At 65.0% G+C, this 12,471-nt stretch carries 12 protein-coding genes; 4 read left to right on the forward strand and 8 right to left on the reverse strand.

Going from position 1 to position 12,471, the window contains the following annotated elements; translation table 11 throughout:
- Window positions 1-14 precede the first annotated feature (14 nt).
- Together ABID44_RS09835 and ABID44_RS09840 are read left to right on the forward strand one after the other, a co-directional pair.
- On the forward strand, window positions 15-602 hold the full coding sequence (locus ABID44_RS09835; RefSeq protein WP_354151536.1) for a GNAT family N-acetyltransferase: 588 nt from the start codon (window positions 15-17) through the stop codon (window positions 600-602).
- Window positions 602-1,477 (forward strand): carbon-nitrogen hydrolase family protein, encoded by an 876-nt coding sequence (locus tag ABID44_RS09840; protein WP_354151537.1) that lies wholly within the window; start codon window positions 602-604, stop codon window positions 1,475-1,477. The genes ABID44_RS09835 and ABID44_RS09840 overlap by 1 nt, the downstream gene beginning before the upstream one ends.
- Here ABID44_RS09840 and ABID44_RS09845 read toward each other — a convergent pair.
- Genes ABID44_RS09845 through hutI form a run of 5 tightly spaced genes read right to left on the reverse strand, consistent with a single transcriptional unit; the run spans window position 1,461 to window position 7,353 of the window.
- On the reverse strand, window positions 1,461-2,054 hold the full coding sequence (locus ABID44_RS09845; RefSeq protein ID WP_354151538.1) for a HutD/Ves family protein: 594 nt from the start codon (window positions 2,052-2,054) through the stop codon (window positions 1,461-1,463). The two genes, ABID44_RS09840 and ABID44_RS09845, sit on opposite strands and share 17 nt — an antisense overlap.
- A gap of 8 nt (window positions 2,055-2,062) precedes the next feature.
- Entirely contained in the window at window positions 2,063-3,736 is a 1,674-nt protein-coding gene (gene hutU / locus ABID44_RS09850; RefSeq protein ID WP_354151539.1) for a urocanate hydratase, read from the reverse strand.
- Between the two features lie 11 nt (window positions 3,737-3,747).
- Complete coding sequence (hutG, locus tag ABID44_RS09855) at window positions 3,748-4,554, reverse strand: N-formylglutamate deformylase (protein ID WP_354151540.1); 807 nt, start codon at window positions 4,552-4,554, stop codon at window positions 3,748-3,750.
- A gap of 1 nt (window position 4,555) precedes the next feature.
- Window positions 4,556-6,091, reverse strand: a complete 1,536-nt coding sequence (gene hutH, locus ABID44_RS09860; protein WP_354151541.1) for a histidine ammonia-lyase — start codon at window positions 6,089-6,091, stop codon at window positions 4,556-4,558.
- A gap of 20 nt (window positions 6,092-6,111) precedes the next feature.
- A complete protein-coding gene (gene hutI / locus ABID44_RS09865) occupies window positions 6,112-7,353 on the reverse strand; it encodes an imidazolonepropionase (protein ID WP_354151542.1) in 1,242 nt (413 codons plus the stop codon).
- Between the two features lie 137 nt (window positions 7,354-7,490).
- Between hutI and ABID44_RS09870 the strand changes: the two genes are divergently transcribed.
- Complete coding sequence (locus ABID44_RS09870; RefSeq protein WP_354151543.1) at window positions 7,491-8,834, forward strand: formimidoylglutamate deiminase; 1,344 nt, start codon at window positions 7,491-7,493, stop codon at window positions 8,832-8,834.
- Between the two features lie 75 nt (window positions 8,835-8,909).
- Window positions 8,910-9,635 carry a histidine utilization transcriptional repressor HutC gene (gene hutC / locus ABID44_RS09875; protein WP_354151544.1) on the forward strand — a complete coding sequence of 242 codons (726 nt, stop codon included), beginning with the start codon at window positions 8,910-8,912 and terminating at the stop codon, window positions 9,633-9,635.
- A 15-nt stretch (window positions 9,636-9,650) separates the two neighbouring features.
- Here hutC and nadE read toward each other — a convergent pair whose 3' ends face one another.
- From nadE to ABID44_RS09890, 3 genes are read right to left on the reverse strand one after another with little or no spacing between them, the layout of a single operon-like run.
- Window positions 9,651-10,631: an NAD(+) synthase gene (gene nadE, locus ABID44_RS09880; RefSeq protein WP_354151545.1), complete on the reverse strand. Its 981-nt coding sequence runs from the start codon at window positions 10,629-10,631 to the stop codon at window positions 9,651-9,653.
- A gap of 3 nt (window positions 10,632-10,634) precedes the next feature.
- A complete protein-coding gene (locus tag ABID44_RS09885; RefSeq protein WP_354151546.1) occupies window positions 10,635-12,167 on the reverse strand; it encodes a class I adenylate-forming enzyme family protein in 1,533 nt (510 codons plus the stop codon).
- Window positions 12,168-12,175: 8 nt separating this feature from the next.
- A complete protein-coding gene (locus tag ABID44_RS09890) occupies window positions 12,176-12,436 on the reverse strand; it encodes an acyl carrier protein (RefSeq protein WP_354151547.1) in 261 nt (86 codons plus the stop codon).
- Window positions 12,437-12,471 lie beyond the last annotated feature (35 nt).

Consider the following 12,471-nt stretch of genomic DNA (forward strand, 5'->3'; position numbering starts at 1 on the left):
GTCCGGGAGCGACAATGCGTATCGTGGTTCGGCAGGGACCTGAGATCGGGCCTCATATCGACGATCTGGCGCGGCTGCGCATGGAGGTGTTCCGGGCCTTTCCCTATCTCTACGAAGGCTCGCTCGGTTATGAGCAGGCATATCTTTCCACCTATGCAAGCTCGCCCGAGAGCCTGTTCGTGCTGGCCTTCGACGGCGATGCGGTGGTGGGCGTCGCCACCGGCGTGCCGATGGATCAGGAGACCGAGGCGTTCAAGAAGCCGTTTGTCGAGGGCGGCTGGAATCCGGCGCGTATTTTCTATTTCGGCGAATCCGTTTTGCTGCCGCGCTATCGCGGGCATGGCGTCGGCGTGCGCTTCTTCGATGAGCGGGAAGCCTATGCCCGTCGTCTTGGCCGCTTCGGTCTTTGCTGCTTCTGTGCGGTCGAGCGCCCGGCGGGTCATCCGTTGCGGCCGGCGGACTATGTACCGCTCGACACATTCTGGAACAGGCGCGGCTATATGCACCATCCCGAATTGCGCACCGAATTTTCGTGGCGCGATGTCGGCGAGAGTGAAGAAAGCGCCAAACCCATGTCGTTCTGGATGAAGGAGCTGCGTTGATGGTGAAATTCGCTTCCTGCCAATACGCCATCGAGCTGTTCGACGACTTCGAAACCTACGCCGCGCATCTGGAACAGCTTATCGGTGAAGCAGCCGGGGCCGGCGCGCAGTTGCTGCTGTTGCCCGAATACGCCGCCATGGCGATGACCGGATTGCTGCCGGAACCCGAGCGTGGCGATCTGCACAAATCGATCGCCGCCATCCAGCCGCTCGTCCCGCGCTGGCTGGAACTGTGCGGGGCCATCGCCCGCCGCCATGGGGTGTGGTTCTGCCCCGGTTCGGCTCCGGTGCTCGATCCGGACGGCAAGTACCGCAACCGCAGCTATCTGTTCGGACCGGACGGTCTGGCCGGCCATCAGGACAAGATCATCATGACGCGCTTCGAGCGCGAGCAATGGTTCATCTCGGCCGGAACCGAGGGGTTGCGCAGCTTCGACACACCGCTGGGCAGGATCGGCATATTGATCTGCTACGACAACGAATTTCCCATGCTGGCGCGCCGCCTGGCGGAAGACGGCGTCGAGTTGATCCTCGCGCCGAGTTGCACCGACACCGAAGCCGGCTATCATCGCGTTCGCATTGGCGCACAGGCGCGTGCGCTTGAGAACCAGCTTGCCGTGCTGGTATCGCCTACGGCCGGCTTTGCCCCATGGTCGCCGGCGGTGGACGAGAATTTCGGTCGCGCCGCGCTCTATGTGCCCGCCGATTACGGCATGCCGCCGGACGGCGTGTTCGCCGAAAGCGAAGCAGTGGCAACCGAAACCAGCGTGTGGCTGTTTGGTGAGATCGATCTGGAAAAGGTCGCCGCCCTGCGCCGCGAGGGACAGGTGGCCCTCTACCGCGACTGGCCCGAGCAGTTCACGCTGCCGGGCTGATCGTCACAAGCAGGATTTTTGCCTCGGTATTGCGGTTGCTGAAGCTTTCGCCCGCGTCGAGCGCGATTGCGTCGAAACGCTCGATAGCAAGTTCCTGACCGTCCGCTTCAATGGTGGCCGGTGAATTGAACACCACCCAGCCGGCACCCGGCGCGGTGAGCGTCTCGCCGGGGGCAAGCGTCAGACGCCGCATCTCGTGGATGCAGCGGCCGCGCCTTGTCATGATGTTGAGGTCGATGGTCGGCCCGCCGAGGTTGCGGCTGGAGATCGTCCAGTCGCCGGAGAAGGCGAAAGGCGCGCCGCCCTGTGTCAATTCAACCGTGCGCGCCCCTTGCAGGCTCTCAGGCAGCCTCTCAGGCAGATCGAGCGCCAGCCCCGCGCCATCCAGCAGGGCGATGGTGCGGTCGACGCCGGCGAACACCGAAAACGGTCCGTCGGCCTCGACATGGGCGATCGACAGCCGCCAGTCGAAACTGTCGACGTCGCTGCCCGCGGGGAAGGCCGCCACCTCTTCGGTGAGGCCCTGCCCATTCTTCCATGCCATGCGCTTGTGGCCGGCGCGGCGCGCGATCTTCATCGCCTGCCTCAGTTGCCGAGGATGGCCGGCAGGCGCAGGCCCTGCTTCTTCGCCCAGTCCAGCGCGATGTCGTAGCCGGCATCGGCATGGCGCATGACGCCGGTGGCCGGGTCGTTCCACAGCACGCGCTCGATGCGACGGGCCGCGTCGTCGGTGCCGTCGCAGCAGATGACCATGCCGGAGTGCTGCGAGAAGCCCATGCCGACGCCGCCGCCATGGTGCAGCGACACCCAGGTCGCGCCCGAGGCCGTGTTGAGCAGCGCGTTGAGCAGCGGCCAGTCGGACACGGCGTCCGAACCGTCCTTCATCGCTTCCGTCTCGCGGTTCGGCGAGGCGACCGAGCCGGAATCGAGATGGTCGCGGCCGATGACGATCGGCGCCTTGAGTTCACCGTTCTTCACCATCTCGTTGAAGGCGAGGCCGAGGCGGTGGCGATCGCCGAGGCCGACCCAGCAGATGCGCGCCGGCAGACCCTGGAATTCGATGCGCTCACGCGCCATGTCAAGCCAGTTGTGAAGGTGGGCGTTGTCCGGCAGCAGTTCCTTGACCTTGGCGTCGGTCTTGTAGATGTCCTCCGGGTCTCCCGACAGGGCCGCCCAGCGGAACGGGCCGACGCCGCGGCAGAACAGCGGGCGGATATAGGCGGGCACGAAGCCGGGGAAAGCGAAGGCGTTTTCGAGGCCTTCTTCCAGCGCCATCTGGCGGATGTTGTTGCCATAGTCGACGGTGGGGATGCCCATGTCGTGGAAGGCGACCATCGCCTCCACCTGAATACGCATGGACGCGCGGGCGGCCTTTTCGACGGCCTTGGGATCGCTTTCCTGCTTCGCGCGCCATTCGGCCACCGTCCAGCCGAGCGGCAGATAGCCATGCACCGGATCATGCGCCGAGGTCTGGTCGGTGACGATGTCGGGCCGGACGCCGCGCTTGACCAGTTCGGGGAACACTTCGGCCGCATTGCCGATCAGCGCGATGGACTTCGCCTCGCCGGCCTTGGTCCATTCATCGATCTTCGCCAGCGCCTCGTCGAGGCTGTGGGTCTTTTCATCGACATAGCGGGTGCGCAGGCGGAAGTCGGCGCGGGTTTCGTCGCATTCCACTGCAAGGCAGCAAGCGCCTGCCATCACGGCCGCCAGCGGCTGCGCGCCGCCCATGCCGCCGAGGCCGCCGGTGAGGATCCACTTGCCCTTGAGGTTGCCGTCATAATGCTGGCGGCCAGCCTCGACGAAGGTTTCGTAGGTGCCCTGCACGATGCCTTGCGCGCCGATATAAATCCACGAACCGGCCGTCATCTGGCCGTACATGGCGAGGCCCTTCTTGTCCAATTCGTTGAAGTGGTCCCAGTTGGCCCAGTGCGGCACCAGGTTGGAGTTGGCGATCAGCACGCGCGGCGCATCCTTGTGGGTGCGGAACACGCCGACCGGCTTGCCCGACTGCACCAGCAGCGTCTCGTCCTCGTTCAGCGTCTTCAGCGTGGCGACGATGCGGTCGAAATCGTCCCAGGTGCGGGCGGCGCGGCCGATGCCGCCATAGACGACGAGCTCGTGCGGGCGTTCGGCCACGTCGGGGTCGAGATTGTTCATCAGCATGCGCAGCGGCGCTTCGGTCAGCCAGCTCTTGGCGTTGAGCTCGTCGCCGCGCGGGGCGCGCACTTCGCGTTCATTGTGACGGGGATTGGTCATGGTCGGATTCCTCATGAGCGTTTCAGTTCGAACGCGATCTGCTCGATGCGTTCGAGAATGGTTTTCAGGGGCGCGCGCAGCCGCGCGGCTTTCGTTTCGTCGTAGTCGAAGGGAAGGGCTTCGGCAGCGAGATGGGTGGACTGGGCGAGTTCCATCTGGATGGCGTGGACGCCTGTTTCCGGCTTGCCGTAATGGCGTGTCGTCCAGCCGCCCTTGAAGCGGCCGTTGAGGATCGACGTGTAGCCTTCCGCCTTGCCCGCGATCTCCACAACGGCGGCTTCGATCCTCGGATCGCATGTCCTGCCCATGTCCGTGCCGATGTTGAAATCCGGCAGCTTGCCCTCGAACAGGAACGGGATATGCGAGCGGATCGAGTGGCAGTCGTAGAGGATCGCCACTCCGTGGATCGCTTTCACCCGCTCGATCTCGGCGGCGAGCGCATCGTGATAGGGCTTGTGAAAGCGGGCGATGCGGTCCGCAGTATCCGCCTCGGTCGGAGCCTCGCCGTCCTTCCAGATCGAAACGCCGTCGAAATCGGTCTCAGGGATCAGCGAGGTGGTGTTCTGGCCGGGATAGAGGCTGGCGCCGGCCGGATCGCGATTGGCGTCGATGCAATAGCGGTGGAAGGTGGCGCGCACAGTGGTGGCGTCACCGAGCAGGCCCTCATAGAGCGTGTGAATGTGCCAGTCGGTGTCGGCAAGCGTCCGCCCGTTGTCGTTCAGACGAACCCTGATGTCGTCCGGCACGTCCGTGCCGGTGTGCGGCAGGCCGAGAATGACGGGCGAAGCGCCTTGGCGGATTTCGAAAACAGCAGCCATCTCAGCCCTCCAGAGCGGGCAGCAGGCCGGCGGAAACGCTCGCCGTCAACGAACCGTCGGCGACGAGGCGGGCGGCGGCGGCGAGGTCCGGGGCCATGTAGCGGTCGTCTTCCAGCGCGGGAATGGCGGCGCGCAGGCAGGAAATGGCCTTCTGCAATTCCGGGCTGGTGGTCAGCGGCCCGCGCAGTTCCACGCCCTGTGCGCCGGCCAGCGCCTCGATGCCGATGATGTTGAACAGGTTCTCCGTCATCTGCAGCAGGCGGCGCGCGCCGTGGCAGGCCATGGAGACGTGGTCTTCCTGGTTGGCGGAGGTCGGGGTCGAGTCCACCGAAGCTGGATGCGACATCTGCTTGTTCTCGCTCATCAGCGCGGCGGAGGTCACTTCGGCGATCATCAGGCCGGAGTTCAGGCCCGGGTTGCGGGCGAGGAAAGGCGGCAGGCCGTAGGAAAGGGCCGGATCGACCAGAAGCGCGATGCGGCGCTGGGCGATCGCACCGATTTCGCACACAGCGAGCGCGATCTGGTCGGCGGCGAAGGCCACCGGCTCGGCGTGGAAATTGCCGCCGGAGACGACGCTGTCGTCGGACAGCACCAGCGGATTGTCGGTAACGGCGTTGGCCTCGATTTCCAGCGTGCGGGCGACCTGGCGCAGCAGGTCCAGACATGCGCCGTCGACCTGCGGCTGGCAGCGGATGCAGTAGGGGTCCTGCACGCGCTCGTCGCCGTCAATATGGCTCTGGCGGATGACCGAGCCTTCGAGCAGGGCGCGTAAGGATGCCGCCGTGTCGATCTGGCCCCTGTGGCCGCGCAGCGTGTGGATGTCTGCGGTGAAGGGCGCGGACGAGCCCATCGCCGCGTCGGTCGAAAGCGCGCCGGTGACCAGCGCCGCCTGCGCGGCGCGGTGGGCGCGGAACAGGCCGGCCAGCGCCAGCGCGGTCGAGGCCTGCGTACCGTTGATCAGCGCCAGGCCCTCCTTGGCGGCGAGCACGACTGGGGTCAGCCCCGCGCGCTCCAGCGCTTCACGGCCCGCAAGGCGCTTGCCCTCATGAAAAGCCTCGCCTTCGCCCATCATCACGGCGGCGAAATGGGCGAGCGGGGCAAGGTCGCCGGACGCGCCGACGGAACCCTTTTCGGGGATCAGCGGCACGACGCCCTTTTCCAGCATGCCCTCGATCAGTCGCACCAGCTCCAGCCGCACGCCGGACGCGCCGCGCCCCAGCGACACAAGCTTCAGCGCCATGATGAGGCGCACGACATTATCCGGCATCGGAGCGCCGACGCCGCAGCAATGCGACAGGATGAGGTTGCGTTGCAAGGTGGCGGTGTCGGCGGTGTCGATCTTGATCGAGGCGAGCTTGCCGAAACCGGTGTTGACGCCATAGACCGGCTCGTTGCCGGCGGCGATGGCCGCGATGCGCGCCGCCGCCTTCTCGATACGGGCGTCGAAGCTGCGGTCGAGAACGGCATTCTCGCCGTTCCAGTAGATCGCGGCCAGATCGGCCAGCGGCACCGAACCGGGATGAAGCGTGATGGTCATGTGCGGGTTCCTCAAAGGTGTCAGATCGTTGCGTCGCGGCTCGTTACGTCATGACCGGCGCGGATGCGGGCGTGCAGCGGGTTGAAGCCGATGCGGTATACGAGCTCGGCAGGCTCGGCGATGTCCCAGATGGCGAGGTCCGCCTGCTTGCCGGCTTCCAGCGTGCCGATGGTATCCAGTTTGCCAAGCGCACGGGCCGCCTCGCGGGTTATGCCGGCCAGGCACTCCTCAACGGTGAGCGCGAACAGCGTCGCGCCCATGTTCATGGTGAGCAGCAGCGAAGTCAGCGGCGAGGTGCCGGGATTGTTGTCGGTGGCGAGCGCCATATGCGTGCCGTGCTTGCGGAACAGCTCCACCGGCGGTTTCTTCGTCTCGCGGATGAAGTAGAACGCGCCCGGCAGAAGCACCGCGACCGTGCCGGCTTTCGCCATGGCGGCGGCGCCTTCATCGTCCGTATATTCCAGATGGTCGGCCGACAGCGCGCCATAGGAAGCGGCCAGCGCCGCGCCGTGCAGGTTGGAGAGCTGGTCGGCATGCAGCTTCACCCGCAGGCCGAGTTTTTTGGCGGCGTCGAACACCAGCCTCATGTCGTCGGGCGAGAAGGCGATGCCTTCACAGAAGCCGTCTACGGCATCGACAAGACCCTCGGCATGGGCGGCTTCCAGCCCCGGCAAAACCACCTCGCGCAGGAAGTCGCCATTGCGGCCCCTGTATTCGGCCGGCGTCGCATGCGCTCCGAGATAGGTGGTGGCGATGGAAACGTCGCGCTTGTCGGCGAGCTTGCGTGCGGCGCGCAGCATCTTCAGCTCGTCGGCGACGGTCAGGCCGTAGCCGGATTTGATTTCGATGGTGGTCGCGCCTTCGGCCAGCAGCGCATCGAGGCGCGGCAGGCTCTCGCCGACCAGCGTGTCCTCGTCGGCGGCGCGCACATTGGTGACGGAAGAAACGATGCCGCCGCCGGCCCGGGCGATTTCTTCATAAGAAGCGCCGGCCAGCCGCATCTCGAACTCCCGCGCCCTGTTGCCGGCATGGACGAGATGGGTGTGGCAATCGATCAGGCCGGGCGTAATCCAGCGGCCTTCGCAATCGATGGTTTGCGCGCCGGAAAGCTCGGCGGAGGGCAGATCGGCGGCGGGACCGACGAACAGTATCTTGCCGTCCCGCGCCACGATGGCTCCGTCTTCGACAATGCCGAGCCCTGATCGGGCGGAATCGAGCGTCGCCAGCCGCGCATTGGTCCAGATGCGGTCGCCATTTGCCATTGGTGATCTCCCCGACAAGCTTTTCGACTGGCGCGTTGCGCAAGCTTTCTGTTGCTGATATGTATATACTTAATCGAAATCGGCGCAAGCCAAAAAGTCAAGTCCGCGAGCCGGCGGCAGCGATCCGGGAGATAGTCATGACGGTCATCCACGCAGAGAACGCGCTTCTGCCGGAAGGTCTGGCGCGCGATGTGCGCATCACTTTCTCGGATGCGGGAATTGAAGGCGTGGAGAAGGGTGTCGCTGCGCAGGCGGGGGACGAACGCCACCGCTTCGTGACGCCGGCGATGGCCAACCTGCACAGTCATGCCTTCCAGCGGGCGATGGCGGGATTGGCCGAGACGCGCGGACCGGGGGCGGACAGTTTCTGGAGCTGGCGCACCGAAATGTACCGCGTCGCGCTGTCGATGACGCCGGAGCAGGTCGAGGCGGTCGCCGCTCAGCTTTACATGGAGATGCTGGAGGCGGGTTTCTGCCGGGTGGGTGAGTTCCACTATCTGCATCACGACAAGGACGGTTCGCACTATGCCGATCCGGCTGAGATGGCGGCGCGTATCGCCGCCGCCAGCACCGAGGCCGGCATCGCGCTTACCTTGCTTCCGGTCTTCTACGCCCATTCCGGCTTCGGCGGAAAGGAACCCATCGAAGGCCAGCGCCGCTTCATCCATGATGTCGATGCCTTCGCGCGGCTGATGGAGCGGTCGGAAGCAATCGTTTCCGGTCTGCCGGGCGCTGTGCTCGGCGTCGCCCCGCACAGCCTGCGAGCCGCGACGCCGGAGGAACTGAAGGAGATCGTGCCCTTCGCCAAAGGCGGGCCGGTGCATATCCATGTCGCCGAGCAGGTGAAGGAGGTGGAGGACTGCCTCGCATGGTCAGGCAAGCGCCCGGTGGAATGGCTGCTCGACAACATGCAGCCCGACGATCGCTGGTGCCTGATCCATGCCACCCATATGACGGGTGACGAGACGGTGCGCATGGCCAAAAGCGGCGCGGTCGCGGGTCTTTGCCCGATCACCGAGGCCAATCTCGGCGATGGTGTATTCGAGGCCCCTGTCTTCCTCGCCGCCGGCGGTCGTTTCGGCGTCGGTTCGGACAGCAACATCCTGATCTCTCTGGAGGAGGAGCTGCGCACGCTGGAATATTCGCAGCGCCTGCTGCGCCGCTCGCGCAATGTCGTGGCCGATCCCGGTCAATCAACCGGATTGAACATTTATAGCCAGGCGCTCGCCGGCGGCGCGCAGGCGCTTGGCGCGGCAAGCGGTATCGAGACCGGAAAGCCCGCGGACCTTCTGGGTCTCGATCTGTCGGATGTCGGTTATTTGCCGGCTGAAAAGATTTTCGATCATTTTATTTTCGCGCGCGGTATCGGCGTCGACAGCGTCTGGGTTGATGGCGCGAAACAGGTCGAAGGCGGGCGTCACCGCAAGCGCGACGCGATCGCCGCACGTTTCGCGGGCGTAATGGCTGAGCTGTCGGCCTGAATATTGCCAGAAAAAGATTTCGATTGGCGGGCTGACAGAGTAGGGAGGCTCAGGCAGCATAAGAGTGAAGGCGACGTGGCGAACGGAAACGGCAAGGACACGACCCTCCATCAGACGATCCTGAGCGAGATCGAGGGCCGTATCGTCTCCGGCGAATGGCCGCCCGGTTTTCGCCTGCCGTTCGAGGTCGATCTGGCCGGGCACTACGGCTGCTCGCGCATGACCGTGAACAAGGTCATGACCCAGCTCGCCAAGGCGGGCCTGATCGAGCGCCACCGCAAGGCCGGCAGCTTCGTCACCAGGCCGCGCGCGCAATCAGCCGTGCTGGAGCTGCACGACATCGAGGCCGAGGTGAAGTCGCTCGGGCTGCCCTATGGCTACAGCCTCGTATCCCGCAAGCAGAGGCCTTCCAATGGGGAGGACCGGCGGCTGATGGAACTGGCGCAGGCGACGCCGATGGTCGAATTGCTTGCCGTGCATCGCGCCGGAGGCAAACCGTTTTGCGTGGAGCAGCGTCGCATCAACGCCGGCGTCGTTCCGGAAGCGACGGCGACCGATTTCACGGTGAACGCACCGGGCGGCTGGCTGATCGCGCAGGTGCCGTGGAGCGCTGCCGAAAACCGAATTCAGGCGATCACCGCTTCCGCCGAGATCGCGCGCCTGCTCGAACAGCCCAGGGGCGCGGCCTGCCTCGTGGTCGAGCGGCGCACCTGGAGCCATGCCGGGCCGGTCACCTTCGTACGGCTGACCTATCCCGGCGACAGCCACACGCTGGTGGCGCGCTTCGCGCCGGCCTCGTAAAGAGCGGGCTTTCCGTCAGAGCGGAACGACCGTCTGCGGCGGCAGATGCAGGTAGCGCGCCGCCTTGCGCTTGGCGGCGATGTCGTTCCACACCAGTTTCACCTCATCCTCCGTCAGCGAGACGGCCTTCGCCACTTCCGCCGCCGCTATGTTGTGGTTCAGTCCGTAGAGACACAAATCCATCCGGTCATAGGGCAGGGCGAAGTAGAATTCCTCCTGCGTCTGCGCCAGCGAATAGGTGTCGGTGGTCGGCGGGCGGCGGCGCACTTCTTCCGGCACGCCCAGATACTCGGCCAGCTGGTACACCTGGCTCTTGTAGAGATGGGCGATTGGCTTGACGTCCGCCGCCCCGTCGCCATTCTTGACGAAGAAGCCCTGATCGTATTCGAGCAGGTTCGGCGTGCCGATCACGGCATAGTTCAGCCGGTCGGCATGGTAATATTCGAACTGCTTGCGGGTGCGCTGCTTCATGTTGGTGGCGGCCACGATGCCGAGATAGACATGCGCCGGCAGGCGATGCTTGCGGATTTCGCCTTGCGGGGTCTGCACCACGAGCGAGGAAATGTTGAAGCCCGAGGTGGTGAGCGCGTTGGCGAACACGATCTTGTTGCTCCAGCCCGGCCCGTAATGGGGCTCCATTTCGCGGATGAAGCCGTCGCGCCGTTCGTAGCAGCCCATCGCCGCAAGCGTCGGGCCGATGTCCTCGACGGCGCCATCGAGGCCGAAGGTATCGGCGACCAGCCGTCCAAGACGCAGGCTGAGCGGGTCGGAATCCTGTTCGGGCATGAACAGGCAGAATACGTTCTTGGGGCCGAGCGCGCGTGCGGCGAGGGCCGCGCATACGCTGGAGTCGATGCCGCCTGAAAGGCCGAGCACCAGCCCGCGCCGCCGCACCGCGCCGCGCAGTTGCGTTCTCAAGGCTTCGACGATGCGCGCCGTTTCAGAAGCGGCGTCGATGTTGAGCGTTCTTTGTGAAAAGGCCAGTCCCCCCAGCATCCTTCAATCCCCACTTTCTACAAGCAGCCTGCGGGCGATCTTGCCGCTGGCGGTTTTCGGTAATTCCGAGTGAAATTCGATTGCCTTGGGAACCATGAAATCAGGAAGGCTGCGCGCGCAATGGCGCAGCAGATCACGTTCTGTGAGGGAGGAACCGGAAGCGACGACCGCCGCATGCAGTATGGTGCCCTGCACCGGATCCGGCCGGCCGAACACCACGGCCTCGACCACGCCGGGGATGGCGCATAAGGCGGCCTCCACCTCACGCGGGGCCACTTTCTCCCCGCGCACCTTGAGCATGTCATCCTTGCGGCCGACGAAATAGAGGAACCCTTCCGCATCGGTGCGAAACAGGTCGCCCGTATGCAACTGGAGCCGTCCCGTAGCCGGATCGGGGCGCAGGGCTCGCTGCGTCGCCTCCGGATTTTCCCAGTAGCCGAGCATCAGATGGGGTCCGCGCACCACCAGTTCGCCCACCGTTTCCGGCGCAACCGGACGGTCCTGCTCATCGACCACCGCAATCTCCGTTCCGGGAATGGCCGTGCCGACCGAACCGTTTCTTCTGTCGAGTTGGTCCGGCTCCAGATAGGCTGCGCGCGCGCATTCGGTGAGCCCGTACATGCAGTAGAGCAGCACGCCCGGAAAGAGCTTGCGCAGGCCTTCCACATGGGCGGGCGGCAGCGGGGCGGCGGCGTTGGTGAGATAGCGCAGCGCAGGCAGCGCTCCCGGCTCCAATTCCTTCATGGCAAGCAGCATGGCGGCGATGGTCGGCACCAACGGCATGCCGGTCACATCCTCAGCACGCGCTTTTTCCAGCACCGTATGCGGGAAGGCGAAATTGCGCTCCAACACCAGATGCGCGCCTGTGCGCACGCAGACAAGAAGCTGATAGAGGCCGTAGGTGAAGGCAAGCGGCAACGGGCACAGCACCACGTCGCTGGCGCGGTGGTCCAGATAAAGGGCGATGGATCGGGAAGCCGCATCCATGGCCGAATGGCTCATCATCACGCCTTTGGGCCTGCCGGTTGACCCGGAGGTGTAGATGATCATGGCCAGTTCGCTGTCATCGCCGGTTTCCGGCGGCGCTCCATCGCCATTTTCGACAAGCTCGCCGAACGACAGGGCGCCTTCCGGCAGCGCGGCGGGCGCGTGCGTCGAAACAATGAAGGGCTTTGCGGCGAGCCCGGCCGAAGCCTCGCTGCAAAGGCCGATGAATTTCGCCTGAGTGAGAATTGCGGCGGGACGCGCGTCCTGAAAAATGTGGGCTGCGCCGCCCGTCTTGAGCTGTGGGTTGATCGGGCAGAAAACCGCTCCCGCCTTGAGTGCGGCGAATATCGCGATGGTTGCTTCGGCGACGTTCTCCATCAGCACGGCTATCCGGTCGCCCTGCCTGACGCCTTCTTTCGCCAGCGCCGCCGCAAGCCTGTCGGACTGCGCATCCAGCTCGGCATAGCTCAGGCGGGTATCGCCGGCGGTGACGGCGATCTTGTCCGGCGCGGAAAGCGCGCCCTGCCTGAGGAATGCTTCGACGCGCATGGCCGGCCTCAGCTCACCGCCGCGCGCTTGCGTTCGATGAAGGCGGCGATCCGTGAGACCGAGTCCAGGTTGGCGGGCGCGATCTCGGCGTCGGACATGGCGATGCCGAAGCGCTCCTCGATGAAGGAAACCAGTTCCAGCACGCCGGTTGAATCGATGACGTCATGTTCGATCAGGGACTGATCGTCTCCTGAAAGCGCGTCCTGATCGCCGAACAGGAAATTGTCCACGACGAAGATGCGCACCTGACTTTGAGCGGTTTCGGACATGGAATGAGCCTTTCATGCTTAAATCTGGCCGTCAC

Source organism: Aquamicrobium ahrensii, assembly GCF_040545755.1.
GTDB classification, from domain to species: Bacteria; Pseudomonadota; Alphaproteobacteria; order Rhizobiales; family Rhizobiaceae; genus Mesorhizobium; species Mesorhizobium ahrensii.

Coding starts and splice junctions, on each gene's coding strand:
- ABID44_RS09845 (WP_354151538.1), bottom strand. CDS start 2,054: ATGAAGATCGCGCGCCGCGCCGGCCACAAGCGCATGGCATGGAAGAAT.
- ABID44_RS09835 (WP_354151536.1), top strand. CDS start 15: ATGCGTATCGTGGTTCGGCAGGGACCTGAGATCGGGCCTCATATCGAC.
- hutI (WP_354151542.1), bottom strand. CDS start 7,353: ATGGCAAATGGCGACCGCATCTGGACCAATGCGCGGCTGGCGACGCTC.
- hutH (WP_354151541.1), bottom strand. CDS start 6,091: ATGACCATCACGCTTCATCCCGGTTCGGTGCCGCTGGCCGATCTGGCC.
- ABID44_RS09890 (WP_354151547.1), bottom strand. CDS start 12,436: ATGTCCGAAACCGCTCAAAGTCAGGTGCGCATCTTCGTCGTGGACAAT.
- hutU (WP_354151539.1), bottom strand. CDS start 3,736: ATGACCAATCCCCGTCACAATGAACGCGAAGTGCGCGCCCCGCGCGGC.
- ABID44_RS09870 (WP_354151543.1), top strand. CDS start 7,491: ATGACGGTCATCCACGCAGAGAACGCGCTTCTGCCGGAAGGTCTGGCG.
- hutG (WP_354151540.1), bottom strand. CDS start 4,554: ATGGCTGCTGTTTTCGAAATCCGCCAAGGCGCTTCGCCCGTCATTCTC.
- nadE (WP_354151545.1), bottom strand. CDS start 10,631: ATGCTGGGGGGACTGGCCTTTTCACAAAGAACGCTCAACATCGACGCC.
- ABID44_RS09885 (WP_354151546.1), bottom strand. CDS start 12,167: ATGCGCGTCGAAGCATTCCTCAGGCAGGGCGCGCTTTCCGCGCCGGAC.
- ABID44_RS09840 (WP_354151537.1), top strand. CDS start 602: ATGGTGAAATTCGCTTCCTGCCAATACGCCATCGAGCTGTTCGACGAC.